The 15,746-nt window shown below is 72.8% G+C and carries 14 protein-coding genes and 1 pseudogene; 10 read left to right on the top strand and 5 right to left on the bottom strand.

Annotated elements, in window-relative coordinates; all coding sequences use genetic code 11:
• Positions 1 to 69 precede the first annotated feature (69 nt).
• The 3 genes and pseudogenes from RM779_RS05320 to RM779_RS05310 form a co-directional block, all read left to right on the top strand.
• Positions 70 to 231 (top strand): annotated as a pseudogene (locus RM779_RS05320) (helix-turn-helix domain-containing protein); the annotation flags it as partial.
• 96 nt (positions 232 to 327) lie between these two features.
• Positions 328 to 2,535 (top strand): RNA degradosome polyphosphate kinase, encoded by a 2,208-nt coding sequence (locus RM779_RS05315; RefSeq protein ID WP_311616534.1) that lies wholly within the window; start codon positions 328 to 330, stop codon positions 2,533 to 2,535.
• Positions 2,525 to 3,004, top strand: a complete 480-nt coding sequence (locus tag RM779_RS05310) for an NUDIX hydrolase (RefSeq protein WP_311616266.1) — start codon at positions 2,525 to 2,527, stop codon at positions 3,002 to 3,004. Before RM779_RS05315 ends, RM779_RS05310 begins: the two co-directional genes overlap by 11 nt.
• Here RM779_RS05310 and RM779_RS05305 read toward each other — a convergent pair.
• Positions 2,934 to 3,749, bottom strand: a complete 816-nt coding sequence (locus RM779_RS05305) for a class I SAM-dependent methyltransferase (RefSeq protein WP_311616264.1) — start codon at positions 3,747 to 3,749, stop codon at positions 2,934 to 2,936. The genes RM779_RS05310 and RM779_RS05305 overlap by 71 nt on opposite strands.
• Before the next feature lie 143 nt (positions 3,750 to 3,892).
• Here RM779_RS05305 and mshA point away from each other — a divergent pair, with 143 nt between their 5' ends.
• Both mshA and RM779_RS05295 read left to right on the top strand, forming a co-directional pair.
• Positions 3,893 to 5,152, top strand: coding sequence for a D-inositol-3-phosphate glycosyltransferase (mshA, locus tag RM779_RS05300; RefSeq protein WP_311616532.1), 1,260 nt, complete (start codon positions 3,893 to 3,895; stop codon positions 5,150 to 5,152).
• Positions 5,145 to 5,639, top strand: a complete 495-nt coding sequence (locus RM779_RS05295; protein ID WP_311616261.1) for a type III secretion system chaperone family protein — start codon at positions 5,145 to 5,147, stop codon at positions 5,637 to 5,639. The genes mshA and RM779_RS05295 overlap by 8 nt, the downstream gene beginning before the upstream one ends.
• Here the strand turns inward: RM779_RS05295 and RM779_RS05290 are convergent.
• Positions 5,636 to 8,311, bottom strand: a complete 2,676-nt coding sequence (locus tag RM779_RS05290; RefSeq protein ID WP_311616259.1) for a SpoIIE family protein phosphatase — start codon at positions 8,309 to 8,311, stop codon at positions 5,636 to 5,638. The two genes, RM779_RS05295 and RM779_RS05290, sit on opposite strands and share 4 nt — an antisense overlap.
• A 72-nt stretch (positions 8,312 to 8,383) precedes the next feature.
• Here RM779_RS05290 and RM779_RS05285 point away from each other — a divergent pair, with 72 nt between their 5' ends.
• Complete coding sequence (locus tag RM779_RS05285; protein ID WP_311616256.1) at positions 8,384 to 9,142, top strand: phosphoglyceromutase; 759 nt, start codon at positions 8,384 to 8,386, stop codon at positions 9,140 to 9,142.
• A 91-nt stretch (positions 9,143 to 9,233) separates the two neighbouring features.
• Positions 9,234 to 10,523, top strand: a complete 1,290-nt coding sequence (locus RM779_RS05280) for a sensor histidine kinase (protein ID WP_311616254.1) — start codon at positions 9,234 to 9,236, stop codon at positions 10,521 to 10,523.
• 42 nt (positions 10,524 to 10,565) lie between these two features.
• Here the strand turns inward: RM779_RS05280 and RM779_RS05275 are convergent, their stop codons facing one another.
• Both RM779_RS05275 and phoU read right to left on the bottom strand, forming a co-directional pair.
• On the bottom strand, positions 10,566 to 10,727 hold the full coding sequence (locus tag RM779_RS05275; RefSeq protein ID WP_311616252.1) for a hypothetical protein: 162 nt from the start codon (positions 10,725 to 10,727) through the stop codon (positions 10,566 to 10,568).
• A gap of 98 nt (positions 10,728 to 10,825) precedes the next feature.
• On the bottom strand, positions 10,826 to 11,500 hold the full coding sequence (phoU, locus tag RM779_RS05270; RefSeq protein ID WP_311616250.1) for a phosphate signaling complex protein PhoU: 675 nt from the start codon (positions 11,498 to 11,500) through the stop codon (positions 10,826 to 10,828).
• Between the two features lie 181 nt (positions 11,501 to 11,681).
• Between phoU and RM779_RS05265 the strand changes: the two genes are divergently transcribed.
• Complete coding sequence (locus RM779_RS05265) at positions 11,682 to 13,001, top strand: sensor histidine kinase (protein ID WP_311616248.1); 1,320 nt, start codon at positions 11,682 to 11,684, stop codon at positions 12,999 to 13,001.
• Complete coding sequence (locus RM779_RS05260; protein WP_311616246.1) at positions 12,998 to 13,678, top strand: response regulator transcription factor; 681 nt, start codon at positions 12,998 to 13,000, stop codon at positions 13,676 to 13,678. Before RM779_RS05265 ends, RM779_RS05260 begins: the two co-directional genes overlap by 4 nt.
• A gap of 62 nt (positions 13,679 to 13,740) precedes the next feature.
• Here the strand turns inward: RM779_RS05260 and RM779_RS05255 are convergent, their stop codons facing one another.
• Complete coding sequence (locus tag RM779_RS05255) at positions 13,741 to 14,532, bottom strand: hypothetical protein (RefSeq protein ID WP_311616244.1); 792 nt, start codon at positions 14,530 to 14,532, stop codon at positions 13,741 to 13,743.
• Positions 14,533 to 14,959: 427 nt separating this feature from the next.
• On the opposite strand from RM779_RS05255, the gene RM779_RS05250 reads away from it, so the two are divergent.
• Complete coding sequence (locus RM779_RS05250) at positions 14,960 to 15,442, top strand: CarD family transcriptional regulator (RefSeq protein WP_049563928.1); 483 nt, start codon at positions 14,960 to 14,962, stop codon at positions 15,440 to 15,442.
• The last annotated feature ends 304 nt before the right edge of the window (positions 15,443 to 15,746 follow it).

Here is a 15,746-nt window from a genome sequence, read left to right as displayed (position 1 = left end):
GGCGCCGAGTGCTGGGCGCCGGGTTGACGCCCACGCGGGCGCCGCGGCCTGCCGGTACTGTCCTTGAGCATGACCGCAGGCAAGCCGCCCCGCCGCCCGCTGACCGAGGCCGCTCGCCGCGACCTGGCCCGGCACGTCCTCCAGGACGGCTGGTCGCTGCGCGAGGCCGCCGCCCGCTTCGGGGTGTCCGCCCGCACGGCGAAGCGGTGGGCCGACCGGTACCGCGGCGAAGGCTCCCGCGGCGAAGGCGCGGCGGGCGCCGGATCGGCCGGCTCCGTTCACCTCGCTGATGTGCCGCGTTCGTCCGGATGGCGGGAGAATGGAGATATGACCCAGGAAACGCGTATCCGGCGGAGTCGTTCGCGGCCCGTTCCGCAGCCGGCCGAGCCCAGTGAGCGCGGCGAGCCGGAGTCGGTGCCGGAGACCGCCGTCGAGCCGGGTGAGGGCCGGGGGCCGGCCGCGCCCGCCGACGCCGAGCTGCCCGCCCACCGCTTCCTCGACCGTGAACGGAGCTGGCTCGCGTTCAACGAGCGCGTGCTGGAGCTGGCCGAGGACCCGGACACCCCGCTGCTCGAACGGGCCAACTTCCTGTCGATCTTCGCGAGCAACCTCGACGAGTTCTTCATGGTGCGCGTCGCCGGGCTGAAGCGCCGCATCGCCACCGGCGTCGCCACCCGCTCCCTCACCGGGCAGGCGCCGCGTGAGGTGCTGGAAAGCATCTGGGGCCAGGCGCGCGAGCAGATGACCAGGAGCGCCGCCTGCTACCAGCGGACCATCGCGCCGCAGGTCGCCGAGCAGGGCATCCACCTGCTGCGCTGGCCCGACCTGACCGAGCAGGAGCAGATCCGGCTGTTCTCGCTCTTCCGGAAGAAGATCTTCCCGGTGCTGACGCCGCTGGCCGTCGACCCGGCGCACCCGTTCCCGTACATATCGGGCCTCTCGCTCAACCTGGCCGTCGTCGTGCGCAATCCGGCCAGCGGGCACAAGCACTTCGCCCGGGTGAAGGTGCCGCCGCTGCTGTCCCGTTTCCTCGAAGCCGCGCCGCAGCGGTACGTCCCGGTCGAGGACGTCATCGCCGCGCACCTGGAGGAGCTGTTCCGGGGCATGGAGGTGCTCGCCCACCACGTCTTCCGCGTCACGCGCAACGAAGACCTGGAGGTCGAGGAGGACGACGCGGAGAATCTGCTCCAGGCCCTGGAGAAGGAGCTGCTGCGCCGCCGCTTCGGGCCGCCGGTGCGCCTTGAGGTCGAGGAGTCGATCGACGAGGAGGTCCTCGACCTGCTCGTGCGCGAGCTGAAGATCCGGCGCGAGGAGGTCTTCGCCGTGCCGGGCCCGCTCGACCTCACCGGGCTGCGCGCGATCGCCGCGCTCGACCGGCCGGAGCTGAAGTACCCGAAGTTCGTCGCCGGCACCCACCGGGACCTGGCCGAGGTGGAGTCCGCCTCCGCGCCCGACATCTTCGCGGCGCTGCGCGAGCGCGACGTGCTGCTGCACCACCCCTACGACTCGTTCTCCACCTCCGTCCAGACGTTCCTTGAGCAGGCCGCGGCCGACCCGGACGTGCTGGCCATCAAGCAGACCCTCTACCGCACCTCGGGCGACTCCCCGATCGTCGACGCCCTCATCGACGCCGCCGAGTCGGGCAAGCAGGTGCTGGTGCTCGTCGAGATCAAGGCCAGGTTCGACGAGCACGCGAACATCAAGTGGGCGCGCAAGCTGGAGGAGGCCGGCTGCCACGTCGTCTACGGCCTCGTCGGGCTGAAGACCCACTGCAAGCTGTCCCTCGTGGTGCGCCAGGAGGGCGAGGACCTGCGCCGCTACGCGCACGTCGGCACGGGGAACTACCACCCGAAGACGGCGCGCGTCTACGAGGACCTGGGGCTGCTGACCGCCGACGGCGAGGTCGGGGCCGACCTGTCCGACCTGTTCAACCGGCTGTCCGGCTACTCGCGGCGGGACAACTACCGGCGGCTGCTCGTCGCCCCGCGGAACCTGCGGGAGGGCCTGATCGCCCGCATCCGCCGCGAGGTCGAGCACCACCGGGCGGGCCGTCCCGCCTCGGTCCGCATCAAGGCCAACTCCATCGTCGACGAGGCCCTGATCGACGAGCTGTACCGGGCCTCGCAGGCCGGGGTGCCGGTGGACATCTGGGTGCGCGGCATCTGCGCGCTGCGTCCCGGCGTACCCGGCCTCTCGGAGAACATCCGGGTGCGCAGCGTGCTGGGCCGCTTCCTCGAACACTCGCGTTTCTTCGCCTTCGGCGGCGGCGGCGAGAGCGAGGTGTGGCTGGGCAGCGCGGACCTGATGCACCGCAACCTGGACCGCCGCATCGAGGTGCTGGTCCGCGTGACCGACCCGGGGCACCGTTCCACCCTCACCCGCCTGCTGGCCACGGGCACCGCGGACACCACCGCCTCCTGGCACCTCGGCCCCGACGGCAGCTGGACGCGGCACGCGACGGACGCCGAGGGCAGACCGCTGCGGAACGTTCAGGAGACGCTGATCGAGGCCAGGAGGAAGCGGCGTGGTGCCTGACGTCGTGCCGGTGCGGGCGGCCGGCTGCGTGCTGTGGCGCCGGGCGGCGCCCGGGGGCGAGGGCATCGAGGTCGCCCTGGTCCACCGGCCCAAGTACGACGACTGGTCGCACCCGAAGGGCAAGCTGTACGCCGGGGAGCCGCCGGCGGACGCGGCCCGCCGCGAGGTGCTGGAGGAGACCGGCGCCGAGATCCGGCTCGGGCAGCGGTTGAGCACCCACCGCTACCCGGCGCAGGGGCGGCCGAAGGTGGTCGACTACTGGGTGGCCGAGGCGGTCGGCGGGCGGTTCGAGCCGAACGCGGAGGTCGACCGGCTGCTGTGGCTGCCGCCGCCCGAGGCGCGCCGCATGCTGACCCACCCCGCGAACCAGACCGCGCTCGACGAGGCGATGGCCGCCATCAGGGCCGAGTGGCAGGGGGCCGCGGCGGACGGACGGAACGGGGAGCCACCGCCGGCCAGTGCACCGTGACCTCGCCCTGGCGCCAGCGGTGCGGGCCGTCGGCCAGCGGCCAGGCGCCCGACAGGGCGCGGACGGCGCGCACCCACCGCTGGCGGGCGCCGAGCGGCCCGTAGGGCGCGGCGGCGGCCCAGGCGCGGTCGAAGTCACGCAGGAAGGCGTGCACCGGCTCGCCCGGCACGTTCCGGTGGATCAGCGCCTTCGGCAGCCGTTCCGCCAGCTCGGACGGGGTGCCGAGACCGGCGAGTCGTGCGGCGAACGTGAGCGTCACCGGCCCCTCGGGGCCGAGCGCCACCCACGCGTGGCGGCGGCCGATCTCGTCACAGGTGCCCTCCACCAGCAGCCCACCCGGCGCGAGCCGGGCGCACAGCCGCTCCCACGCGCCCGCGACCTCGGCCTCGTCGTACTGGCGCAGCACGTTCGCCGCCCTGATCAGCAGCGGACGTTCGCCGCCCGGCAGCGGCAGCTCGAACCCGCCGCGCACGAAGTCGATCCCGGGACGTTTGTACGGCCCGGCCGCGGTCACCCGTGCGGCGTCGATCTCGACCCCCGTCACCCGGGCGTCGGGGCGTACCCGGCGCAGCCGGTGCAGCAGCTCGACCGCGGTCCACGGCGCGGCGCCGTAGCCCAGGTCCACGGCGAGCGGCGGCGCGGTGGCGCGCCGCAGGGCCGCGGCCCGCGTGGCCGCGATCCAGCGGTCCATGCGCCGCAGCCGGTTGGGGTGGGTGGTGCCCCTGGTCGCCATCCCCTCCGCCATGCGGACGAGCGTAATGGCCGCCGCGGGAAGCCGTGCGCCGCCGCGGGAAGAGGATCGGCCGCGGCATGGTTGCACCTGCACGCAGGACGAGGAGCGAGCCGCAGTCTTCAGGAGGCACGGTGCCACACATCCGCCGGGTCGCGATGCTCAGTGTGCACACCTCACCGCTCGACCAGCCGGGTACGGGTGACGCGGGCGGGATGAACGTGTACATCGTCGAGCTGTCCCGGCAGCTCGCCGCGCTCGGCGTCGAGATCGAGATCTTCACCCGCGCCACCTCGGGCGGCCTTTCCCCCACCGCGGAGCTGGCGCCCGGCGTGCGGGTGCGGCACGTCGACGCGGGCCCGTACGAGGGCCTGAACAAGGAGGAGCTGCCCGCCCAGCTGTGCGCGTTCACGCACGGCGTCATGCAGATCTGGGCGGGGCAGCCGCCCGGGTACTTCGACCTGGTGCACTCCCACTACTGGCTCTCCGGGCACGTCGGCTGGCTGGCCGCGGAACGGTGGGGCGTTCCGCTGGTGCACGCGATGCACACCATGGCGAAGGTCAAGAACGCGGCGCTCGCCGTCGGCGACAATCCGGAACCGGCCGCGCGCGTCATCGGCGAGACGCAGATCGTGCAGGCCGCCGACCGGCTGGTCGCGAACACCACGGAGGAGGCGTCCGAGCTGGTCCGCTTCTACGACGCCGACCCGGTGCGCACGGCGATCGTGCACCCGGGCGTCAACCTGCGGACGTTCCGCCCCGCGGACGGCAGGGCCGCCGCGCGGGCGCGGCTCGGGCTGCCGCAGGACGCGCTGATCCCGCTGTTCGCGGGGCGTATCCAGCCGCTGAAGGCGCCCGACATCCTGCTGCACGCCGTACGGGAGCTGCTGGACGCCGACCCCTCGCTGCGGTCGCGGCTGTGGGTGCCGGTCGTGGGCGGGCCGAGCGGCAGCGGCCTCGCGCGCCCGGAGCGGATGCAGAAGCTGGCCGCCCGGCTCGGCCTCGCCGACCTGGTGCACTTCCACCCGCCGGTCTCCCAGGACCGGCTCGCGGACTGGTACCGGGCGGCGAGCGTGCTGGTCATGCCGTCCTACAGCGAGTCGTTCGGCCTGGTCGCCGCCGAGGCACAGGCGTGCGGAACGCCGGTGATCGCCGCGGCGGTCGGCGGCCTGCCGGTCGTGGTGCGGGACCGGAAGACCGGCTTCCTCATCGCGGGGCACGATCCGGCGGACTACGCCCGCGCGCTGCGCCGGTTCGCCGACCGGCCGGCGCTGTCCGAGCAACTGGGCGGGGCCGCGGCACGGCACGCGCGCGCCTTCGGCTGGGACGCCACGGCCGCGGACACGTTCGCGGTCTACCGCGGGGCCGTCGAGGCGCACCGGTTCGCGCGCCGGGGGCTACGATCCGCCCATGGCTGATCCGGCACAGGTCATCGAGGACTTCCTGCGCGACTCGGGCGCCGACTGGGAGGCGCCGCGCCCGGGGCACTTCGTGGTGACCCTGCCGGGGACGCGGAAGCTGTCCACGACGTGCTCGCTCGTGGTGGGCCGGCACGCGCTGTCGGTCAACGCCTTCGTGATCCGCCACCCCGAGGAGAACGCGGCCGGGGTGCACCGCTGGCTGCTGGAGCGCAACACGCGGCTCTACGGCGTGGCCTTCGCCGTCGACCGCCTCGGCGACGTCTACCTCGCGGGCCGGCTGCCGCTGGCCGCGGTCACCCCCGAGGAGGTGGACCGCATCCTCGGCACGGTGCTCGAACACGCCGACGGCTCGTTCAACACGCTGCTCGAACTGGGCTTCGCCGGAGCCATCAGGAAGGAGTACGCCTGGCGGCGAGCGCGCGGCGAGTCGACGCGCAACCTGGACGCGTTCACCCACCTGACCCGCCCCCGCGACGAGCACTAAGGCCGGGCGCGGCGGCGGGGGAGCCGCTGTTCCGCCCAGATGATCTTTCCGTCCGGCGTGTACCTGGTACCCCACCGGTCGGCGTACTGCGTCACCAGGTACAGCCCGCGCCCGCCCTCGTCCGTGGCGGCGGCGTTCCGCAGGTGCGGGGAGGTGCTGCTGCCGTCGGAGACCTCGCAGATCAGCGTGCGGTCCCGCAGCAGCCTGACCCGGATGGGCCCGGCCGCGTGCCGGATGGCGTTGGTGATCAGCTCGGTCAGGAGCAGCTCGGTGATGAACGCGACGTCCGCGAGCCCCCACTCCGCGAGCCGGCGCGTCGCGTCGGTGCGCACGGCCCCCACCGCGGCCGGGTCGAACGGCACGTCCCAGGTCGCGACCTGACCGGGCGGCAGCACCCGGGTGCGGGCCAGCAGCAGGGCGACGTCGTCGCTCGGCGGCTCCGGAAGCATCGCGTCGAGCACCGCGTCGCAAGCCGCCTCCGGGTCGCGGGGCGCCCGTTCGAGCGCGCCGCGCAGCAGGCCGAGACCGGCGTCGATGTCGCGGCCCCTGGACTCCACCAGGCCGTCGGTGTACAGCAGCAGCCCGCTGCCCTCGGCCAGCCGCAGCTCGGCCGTTTCGAACGGCATGCCGCCGACGCCGAGCGGCGGCTGGACGGGCAGCTCGGGGAACTCCACCGTGCCGTCCGGGTGCAGCAGCGCGGGCGGCAGGTGCCCGGCCCTGGCGAGCGTACACAGCCCTTCGACCGGGTCGTAGATGGCGTACAGGCAGGTCGCGCCGGTGACGGCGCCCACCTCCTCGCCGTTGGTCTCGTCCCGGTCGGTGCGGTCCGCCAGCTCGTCGAGGCGGCCGAGCAGTTCGTCCGGCGGCAGGTCGAGGGCCGCGAAGTTGTGCACCGCGGTACGCAGCCGGCCCATGGTGGCGGCGGCGCGCAGCCCGTGCCCCACCACGTCCCCCACGACCAGCGCGACGCGTGCCCCCGACAGCGGGATGACGTCGAAGAAGTCGCCGCCGACCGCCTGCGCGGGCCGGTAGCGGTAGGCCGCCTCGACGGCGCTCTGGTCGGGCAGCGCGCGCGGCAGCAGGCTGCGCTGGAGGGTGGCCGCCATGGTGTGCTCGCGCGTGTAGCGGCGGGCGTTGTCCACGCAGACGGCGGTGCGGGCGGCCAGCTCCTCGGCGAGCGACAGGTCCTCGGCCTCGAACGGCGCCGGGTTCTGCCCGCGCCAGAAGGAGGCGACGCCGAGCACCGTGCCGCGGGCGTGCAGCGGGGCGCTGATCAGCGAGTGGATGCCGTAGTCGAGGAGGCGCCTGGCGTGCTCCTCGTCGCCCGCGCGCCACCAGTCGGCGCCCTCCAGATCGCTCTCCGCGACGGCCTGGCCGTCGGCCAGGCTCCTGATCTGCGGCGAGTCGGGACCGAGGGCGAGCCGGCGCCGCGCGGGCCACAGCGGGTGCTCCTCACTGACGCCGCCGGTCGCGGCCCGCCGCATGGCGGAGGGGGCGCCATCCGCCGCTTCGCCCCGCAGCACCTCGTCGACCAGGTCGACGGTGACGAAGTCCGCGAAGTCCGGCACGGCGACCTCGGTCAGCTCCTCCGCGGTGCGGCCGATCTCCAGCGTGGTACCGATGTGCACGCTCGCCTCGTACAGCAGCGACAGCCGCTTCTGCGCGGTCTCGGCCCGCCCGGACAGCGCCCGCATCTCGGTGGTGTCCCTGATGGTCGTCACACTGGTCGGCGGCCCGCCGCCCGGCCTGGCCACCAGCCGGTGGTTGACGGTGAGCAGCCGGCCGCCGGACAGGTGCACCTCGTCCGTGACCTCCGCCTCCGAGGTCAGCAGGGCCACCGTCGAAGGGGCGAGGCCCAGGTCGGTGACGGGCCGGCCCGGTGCGTCGTCCGGCAGTTCGAGCAGCCGCCTGGCCTCGTCGTTCGCCAGCAGCAGCCGGCTGTTCTCGTCGAGGATGACGACGCCCTCGCGCACCGAGTGCAGCACGGTGTCGTGGTGCTCGTACATGCGGGTGATCTCGCCGGGCCCCAGGCCCCGCGTCTGCCGCAGCAGACGGCGGCTGACCAGCGCGGCGCCGCCGGTGGCGAGGGCGATGACGCCGACGCCCGTGCCGAGGAGCAGCGGCAGTTCGTCGACGACGGCGAGATTGATGCGGCCGAGGGTGACCCCGGCCGCCACCATGCCGACGACGTCGCCGTCCTCGTCATGGACCGGCACCACCCTCCGCACCGAGGGGCCGAGCGTGCCCTCGGTGGTCTCCCGCACCACCTCGCCCTCCCTGGCCGGCACGAAGGTGCCGACGAACCGCTCACCGATGCGTTCGGGGTTGGGATGCGTGTAACGGATGCCCTCGCGGTTCATCACGACGACGAAGTCGACGTCGGCGCGCTTGCGGACCGCCTCGGCGCGCGGCTGGAGCACGGCGCTCGGGTCGGCCGACCGGAGGGCCGCCACCAGGCCGGGGGAGTTGGCGAAGCTTTCGGCGGCGGCGCGGGAGCGCGCGGCCGCGCGGGACTTCTCGTCGTGCCTGGAGTGGAGCAGGAGGCTCACCACGGCGGCGGCGACCAGCAGCAGAACGAGACCGACCAGGAGGATGAACATCTGGCCCACGACGCTGCGGACGCTGAGCACCGAATGCCGGTGCTTCCGCCAGCGCCGCAGAATCGTCGTCATTCTTCCACTTTGTACCCGGGGCGGCTCCGGGCCGCATCCGGCCGCGTCACCGGGCTCGTCTACGCTCGGGGCATGGCCGACGCACCGTACAAGCTGATTCTGCTCCGCCACGGCGAGAGCGATTGGAACGCGAAGAATCTGTTCACCGGCTGGGTGGACGTCAACCTGACGGAGAAGGGCGAGAAGGAGGCCGTGCGCGGCGGCGAGCTGCTCAAGGACGCCGGGCTGCTGCCCGACGTGCTGCACACCTCCACCCTCAAGCGCGCCATCCGCACGGCCAACCTCGCGCTCGACGCGGCCGACCGGGCCTGGATTCCGGTGCGCCGCACCTGGCGGCTGAACGAGCGGCACTACGGGGCCCTCCAGGGCAAGGACAAGGCCGCCACCCTCGCCGAGTTCGGCGAGGAGCAGTTCATGAAGTGGCGCCGCTCCTACGACGTCCCGCCGCCCGAGCTGGCCGACGGCGCCGAGTGGTCGCAGAGCGACGACCCGCGCTACGCCGCGATCCCCAGCGAGGTCCGTCCGCGCACCGAATGCCTGAAGGACGTCGTCGTCCGGATGCTGCCCTACTGGTACGACGGCATCGTGCCCGACCTGAACGCGGGCCGCACCGTCCTGGTCGCCGCCCACGGCAACAGCCTGCGCGCCCTCGTCAAGCACCTCGACGGCATCTCCGACGCCGACATCGTGGGCCTCAACATCCCGACCGGCATCCCGCTGCTCTACGAGCTGGACGCCGACTTCCACCCGGTCGTCCCGCACGGCACCTACCTCGACCCGGAGGCCGCCAAGGCCGCCATCGAGGCCGTGAAGAACCAGGGCAAGAAGTAGCCGCCGCACGTGAGTGCGCCCCCGGCCGGGGGCGCACCGGGTCCCGGCCGCGCGGCATAGGACCCCGGCCGCGCGGCATAGGGTCGTGGGCATGGACGACACGGGGGCCCGGGAGACGTGGGAGCATCGTCTGCTCCTGCCCGGTGAGCTGAGGTTCGGCGGCGGGCGGACCCCTGCCCGCCGCACCGGCCGGGACTGGCTGGTCGACACCTTGATGTTCGGCTTCGCGGTGCTGCTGTGGGCGGCGTCCCTCGGCATCGTCGAGGACGCCGACTACCTTCCGCGGTGGATCGTGGTCGCCGACGCGCCGGCCGGGGCGCTCGCCTGCCTCGCGCTGTGGTGGCGCCGCCGTTTCCCGCTGCTGCTCGCGGTTGCGATGCTGCCGCTCAGCGTGTTCTCCTCGACGTTCGTGGGCGCGCTCAGCGTCGCCATCTTCAATCTCGCCGTGCGCGTCCCGTGGCGCACCGCCTCGCTGGTCGTGCTCGCGCACCTGGCCGTCACGACGCCGTACCTGATCGTGTACACGATTCCCGACGAGGGCGGCTGGACGGGCGTCGCGTTCGTCGTCGCGTTCGTTCTCTTCCTCCTGACCTGGGGCACCGCGGTGCGCGTGCGCCGCGAGCTGGTCGCCAGGCTGCGCGCGGACGCCCGGCGGGAGCGGGCCGAGCACGCCCGGCGGCTCGCCGACGCGCGGCGGGCGGAACGGGAGGCCATCGCCCGCGAGATGCACGACGTGCTGGCCCACCGCATCTCGCTGCTCTCGGTGCACGCCGGCGCGCTCGCCTACCGCACCGGCGCGTCGGCGCGCGGCGCGGAGCCGCTGTCGGACGCCGAGATCGGCGACACGGCGCAGCTGATCAGGGACACCGCGCACCAGGCGCTTGAGGAGCTGCGGGAAGTGCTGACCGTGCTGCGCGGCAGCGGCGCGACGGAAGGCGCCCCGCAGCCCGGCCTCGGGGACGTGGAGGACCTGGTCGCCGAGGCGCGGCGCGCGGGGCAGCGGGTCCGGTGGACCGGCGCCTACGAGCGGGCGGCGTCCGGTCTGCGCGGCCAGGTGCAGCGGACCGCCTACCGCGTGGTGCAGGAGGGACTGACCAACGCCCGCAAGCACGCGCCCGAGGCCGAGGTCACCGTGGTCGTCGCAGGCGGTCCTGGCGAGGGGCTGTCGATCGCGGTGCGCAACACGCTGCCCGCCCGCGGCGGGCACGGGCGGGGCGGCGTGGACGCGGGGCCGATCCCGGGCGCGGGGGCGGGCCTGGCCGGTCTTGAGGAACGGGTCGTCCTGGACGGCGGCACCCTCAGGCACGGCGCGGGGCCCACGGCGTTCGAGCTGGTCGCCGAGCTGCCCTGGCCGCCCGCCGCGCCCGGCCCCGCGGACTGAACGCGCGGGCAGGGCCGGCGGAACGGGCGGGCAGGGCCGCGGTCAGCCGCAGTTGCCTCCGCACTGGCAGGCGGACCCCGACTGGCAGCCGCAGCCGCAGCCGGAGCCGCAGCCGCAGCCGGCCAGCAGGGGCAACGGGCGGCGTTGGAGCGGGGTCACGGGGGCGGGCACGGGGGGCGGGGGTGCGGCGGGTGAGGCAGCCATGGGTCCCTCCTCGGCAGCGGATGTTCTCCGCTCACATTGGACGCCCGCACCACCCCGGCGCGAAACCGCGCAGAACCGGCGCGCGGGAGCACTCGCGCTCAGGCGGTGGCCTCCGGCTCCGGCAGGAACTCGTCGGCGTGCTCACCGGTGACGAGGTAGACCACGCGCCGCGCGATCGACACGGCGTGATCGGCGAACCGTTCGTAGTACCGGCCGAGCAGCGTGACGTCCACCGCCGTCTCGATGCCGTGCCGCCACCGGTCGTCCAGCAGGTGGCTGAACAGCGTCCGGTGCAGCGAGTCCATCTCGTCGTCGTCGTGCTCCAGCTGCATCGCCAGGTCGACGTCCTTGGTGATCAGCACTTCGGTGGCCTTCGCCATCAGCCGCTGGGCGAGCTGGCCCATCTCCAGGATGGTGGCCGAAAGGTCGCGCGGCACCGCCGAGTCGGGGTAACGCAGCCTGGCCACCTTGGCGACGTGCTGCGCCAGGTCGCCGCACCGCTCCAGATCCGCGCTCATCCGCAGCGACGTCACCACGATCCGCAGATCCGTGGCGACCGGCTGCTGGCGCGCCAGCAGGGCTATCGCCGCGTTCTCCAGCTCGCGCTGTGTCTCGTCGACCTTGTCGTCCGCGGCTATCACGGCCTCGGCGAGCTTCAGGTCGGCATCCAGCATGGCCGTCGTGGCCCGTCCGATGGCCGACCCGACGAAACGGGCCATTTCGACCAGGCTGTCGCTGATCGCGTCCAGTTCCTCGTGGTATGCGTCACGCATGACTGTCCTTCCTCACCTGCCGGCGCCGATCTCTGCCGTCCCAAGCTGTGCCCGGAAAGCGGCCGCTTCCGCCCCGTCAAGTGAATCATCGCTGTCGGCAAGGTGAACTCTCGCGGGCGGCCGGACGAGCATCTTCGGTCACATCTGTGGCCTACGGGCAAGCCCCGCATAACCTGAGGATATGGACGTGAACGCGGCGGTCGCCGCAGTGGCAGCGATTGCCGGTCTGTGCACCGGCGTCATTGCCATGCTGGCATTCCGCCTCAGCGAGCGCGAACGTACGCGTCCCTCCGGCGCCCCGCAGCCCGCGGAGGCCACTTTGCCGCCCGGGGTCGACACCGTGCTGTCGGTGCTGCGCTCCTCGGCCGTCGTGCTCGACGACAGTGACGGCGTGGTGAAGGCCAGCTCCGCCGCCTACGCCCTCGGCCTCGTCCGCGGCGGGCGGCTGGCCGTCGAGCCGATGCTGAAGATGGCCCGCGACACCCGGCGCGACGGCGAGATCCGCGAGACGGAGATCGACCTGCCGCGCCGCGGCCGTGGCCTCGGCCGCGCCGATGTGCTGGCGGTCTCGGCCCGCTCGGCGCCGCTGGGGTCCCGCCTGGTGCTGCTGCTCGTGGAGGACCTGACCGAGTCCCGCAGGATCGAGGCCGTCCGCCGCGACTTCGTGGCGAATGTCAGCCACGAGCTGAAGACGCCGGCCGGCGCCCTGTCGCTGCTCTCCGAGGCGGTGCTCGACGCCGCCGACGATCCGGAGGCCGTCACCCGCTTCGCCGGCCGCATGCAGAACGAGGCCACCCGCCTCACCAACCTGATCCAGGAGCTGATAGACCTCTCCCGGGTACAGGACAACGACATGCTCGCGGGCGCCGAGCTGGTGCGGGTCGACGAGCTGATCGGCGAGGCCCTGGACCGCTGCCGCCAGCAGGCCGGCAGCAAGCACATCACCATCGCCTCCGGCGGCATCGACGACCTGTCCGTCTGGGGCAACCGGGCGCAGCTCGCCGCCGCGCTCGGCAACCTCGTGGAGAACGCGGTGAACTACAGCCCGCCCCACACCCGCGTCGCCATCGCGGGCACCCGCGTGCCCGCCACCAGCGGCGATCTGGTGGAGATCGCCGTGACCGATCAGGGTGTCGGTATCCCCGAGACCGACAGGGAACGCGTCTTCGAACGGTTCTACCGCGTCGACCCCGCCCGCTCCCGCGCCACCGGCGGAACGGGCCTCGGTCTCGCGATCGTCAAACACGTGGCCGCCTCGCACGGCGGGGAGGTCCAGGTGTGGAGCGCTGAGGGACAGGGCTCCACGTTCACCCTGCGGCTGCCGGAACCCGGCAGTGCGCGGGAGCGCCATCTGGCCGCGCGCAGGAAGCGCGACCGCCTCGGTGGCACCCTGCACGAACCGGCCGAGTTCCCCGACAGCGCCGATGCCGACGCCGAAGCAGGACCTGAGCCGCACCACCCCACCCGCACCAACGATCCCGCCCGGGAGGTCCTCCCGTGACCCGAGTGCTCGTCGTCGAGGACGAGGAGTCGTTCAGCGACGTCTTGTCGTACATGCTCCGCAAGGAAGGCTTCGAGGTCGCCACCGCGGCCACGGGTCCGGACGGGCTGGACGAGTTCGAGCGCAACGGCGCCGACCTGGTCCTGCTCGACCTCATGCTGCCGGGGCTGCCCGGCACCGAGGTCTGCCGGCAGCTGCGAGGCCGCTCCAACGTCCCGGTCATCATGGTGACCGCCAAGGACAGTGAAATCGACAAGGTCGTCGGCCTGGAAATAGGGGCCGACGACTACGTGACCAAGCCGTTCTCCTCGCGGGAGCTCGTGGCCCGCATCCGTGCGGTGCTGCGCCGCCGCGGGGAGTCGGAGGAGGAGACCCCGGCCGCCCTGGAGGCGGGTCCGGTCCGGATGGACGTGGACCGGCACGTGGTCACCGTCTCAGGACGCAAGGTCGACCTGCCGCTCAAGGAGTTCGACCTGCTCGCGATGCTGCTGCGGAACGCCGGCCGGGTGCTCACCCGCATGCAGCTGATCGACCGGGTCTGGGGCGCCGACTACGTCGGCGACACCAAGACCCTGGACGTTCACGTGAAGCGGTTGCGCGCCAAGATCGAGCCGGACCCGGGCGCGCCGCGCTACCTGGTCACCGTGCGCGGCCTCGGCTACAAGTTCGAGCCGTAACAAACAACGCGCGAGGGCCGGGGGCATGCCCCCGGCCCTCGCGCGTCGTGCGTGCGGGTGCGTCAGCCCTCGACGAGCCCGCCGCCGTCCGCTCCGTCCGTCGTCCCGTCCGCTCCGCCGCCGGCCGGGGCCTCCGGCGTCTCGCCGGTCGCGCCCTCGTCCGGGGTGCCGCCCGGCGTGTCGCCCGGCGTGTCGCCCGGGGTCTCTCCGGTGCCCCCGTCGGCGCCCTCGCCGCCTTCCGTGCCGTCCCCTGGCTCCTCGCCGTCCTGGCCGCCCGGCTCGCCCTCCTGGCCCTCCTGGCCTTCTTCCGGGGCGGTGGGGTCCGCGGGCGCGGTGGGCGTCGGGCCCCAGTCGTCGTAGTGCGCCCAGTCCTCGGTGCCGCCGACGACGCGGGCCGACAGCGGGATCTCCCCGGTATCGCTCAGCACGAACACCAGCTGCTGGGCGTTCCCCAGTGCCACGTCGACCGCGGCCGGGTCGTCGATGTAGGCCGCCGGGTTGCCCTCGCCGCCGAGCGCGACGGAACCGCGCGCGGGCACGACGATGCTGCTCTCGCCCTCGGCGGGGATCAGCTCGACCGGCCGGTCGGCACCGGCCAGCACGACGGCGTCGAGGATCTGGTCCTCGGTGCCCCCGTTGAACAGCCGGGCGGAGATGCCGCCCGGCCCGTCGGCGCCGTCGGGCAGCACGACGTTGACGTTCTGCACCTTGATGTCGTCGACCGTGGCGGACGCGTTGTCGGGCCTGTTCCGGTCGGTTTGGGCGTCGTTGCCGGCACCGCACGCCGTCGTCACGCCGGCGATCGAAAACGCGAAGAAGGCGGCGGCCACGCCGCGTCGAAGGCTGCTGCTCACGGCGGCGGCATCTCCTCGGACAGTCCTGTTGATCTATCGGGCCTCAGGGTACAGAAGGCCCTTCCGGCACGTTCCGCCGGGCCCGGGTCCGCGGTCCGGTGGAGTGAATTGGCGATCAAGGGACTTTCCGCTGATCCATTTTCCCGGGGTCGGACGGGTGCCCGGACGGCTTTCTTGCAATCGTGACAAAACGGACAGCTTTCTGTGGTCAACGGAACTTTCTTGCCTTCTTCCGGGCGTAGATCCACGAACTGCCCCGCCCGTCGAACCGTGCCCCCACCTGCGGATACCTGCCGCCACGGCCCCCTCGAAGCACGTCACCGGCGCCCTTGTCAACCCCCGAGAGGTGTCCTGACCTGCGGAAACGTCATTCAAAGGGCCGTCTTCACGTGTTAGCATGGAGAGCCACGGAAGGGGTACCTGTCACATGACGTTCAAGGTTGGCGACACCGTGGTCTATCCCCATCACGGGGCCGCGCTGATCGAGGCCATCGAAACTCGCCAGATTAAAGGCGTGGACAAGACCTACTTGGTACTGAAGGTTGCCCAGGGCGACCTCGAAGTGCGTGTGCCGGCGGAAAATGCCGAGCTGGTCGGCGTGCGCGATGTGGTCGGGCAGGACGGGCTGGACCGGGTCTTCGAGGTGCTGCGCGCCCCGTATGCCGAGGAGCCGACCAACTGGTCCCGCCGTTACAAGGCAAACCTGGAGAAGCTGGCGTCCGGCGACGTCATCAAGGTCGCCGAAGTGGTCCGCGACCTGTGGCGCCGTGAGCGCGAGCGCGGGCTGTCCGCAGGTGAGAAGCGCATGCTCGCGAAGGCGCGGCAGATTCTCGTCAGCGAGCTGGCTCTCGCCGAGGCGACCAATGAGGACAAGGCCGAATCGCTGCTTGACGAGGTTCTCGCCTCCTGACCTGCCGCCCGGGCAGCAGGCCGGATGGATTACGGACGGAGCTGATCCTCGCCGTTTTTGATCGGTCATGGCTTTGATTACCGTGGGCATTTGATCATTACTGCGATGATTGATCGTTGGTCGATCTGCCGTTGATCGATCTGCGCTATCGGTCCCTGCTGACACCGGTCGGTCATTGCCGGCGAGGGCGGCCACTCACTCTCGAACACTGAACCCACCAGCGTGCGACAGCGTGCCGCAGCGCCCGGAGGCATTCCCCGATGCCGTACGGGCGCTGCTGTCTGTACGGATCACGGAACACGGA

The organism is Streptomyces johnsoniae (genome assembly GCF_031845565.1).
In the GTDB taxonomy this organism is placed as follows: domain Bacteria; phylum Actinomycetota; class Actinomycetes; order Streptomycetales; family Streptomycetaceae; genus Streptomyces; species Streptomyces johnsoniae.
This window is presented reverse-complemented; position numbering and strand designations above follow the sequence as displayed.

Bases quoted from the DNA above. Each gene is read 5' to 3' on its own strand.
- RM779_RS05315 (WP_311616534.1), top strand. From the start codon at position 328: ATGACCCAGGAAACGCGTATCCGGCGGAGTCGTTCGCGGCCCGTTCCG.
- RM779_RS05305 (WP_311616264.1), bottom strand. From the start codon at position 3,749: ATGGCGGAGGGGATGGCGACCAGGGGCACCACCCACCCCAACCGGCTG.
- mshA (WP_311616532.1), top strand. From the start codon at position 3,893: ATGCTCAGTGTGCACACCTCACCGCTCGACCAGCCGGGTACGGGTGAC.
- RM779_RS05295 (WP_311616261.1), top strand. From the start codon at position 5,145: ATGGCTGATCCGGCACAGGTCATCGAGGACTTCCTGCGCGACTCGGGC.
- RM779_RS05290 (WP_311616259.1), bottom strand. From the start codon at position 8,311: ATGACGACGATTCTGCGGCGCTGGCGGAAGCACCGGCATTCGGTGCTC.
- RM779_RS05285 (WP_311616256.1), top strand. From the start codon at position 8,384: ATGGCCGACGCACCGTACAAGCTGATTCTGCTCCGCCACGGCGAGAGC.
- RM779_RS05280 (WP_311616254.1), top strand. From the start codon at position 9,234: ATGGACGACACGGGGGCCCGGGAGACGTGGGAGCATCGTCTGCTCCTG.
- RM779_RS05275 (WP_311616252.1), bottom strand. From the start codon at position 10,727: ATGGCTGCCTCACCCGCCGCACCCCCGCCCCCCGTGCCCGCCCCCGTG.
- phoU (WP_311616250.1), bottom strand. From the start codon at position 11,500: ATGCGTGACGCATACCACGAGGAACTGGACGCGATCAGCGACAGCCTG.
- RM779_RS05265 (WP_311616248.1), top strand. From the start codon at position 11,682: ATGGACGTGAACGCGGCGGTCGCCGCAGTGGCAGCGATTGCCGGTCTG.
- RM779_RS05250 (WP_049563928.1), top strand. From the start codon at position 14,960: ATGACGTTCAAGGTTGGCGACACCGTGGTCTATCCCCATCACGGGGCC.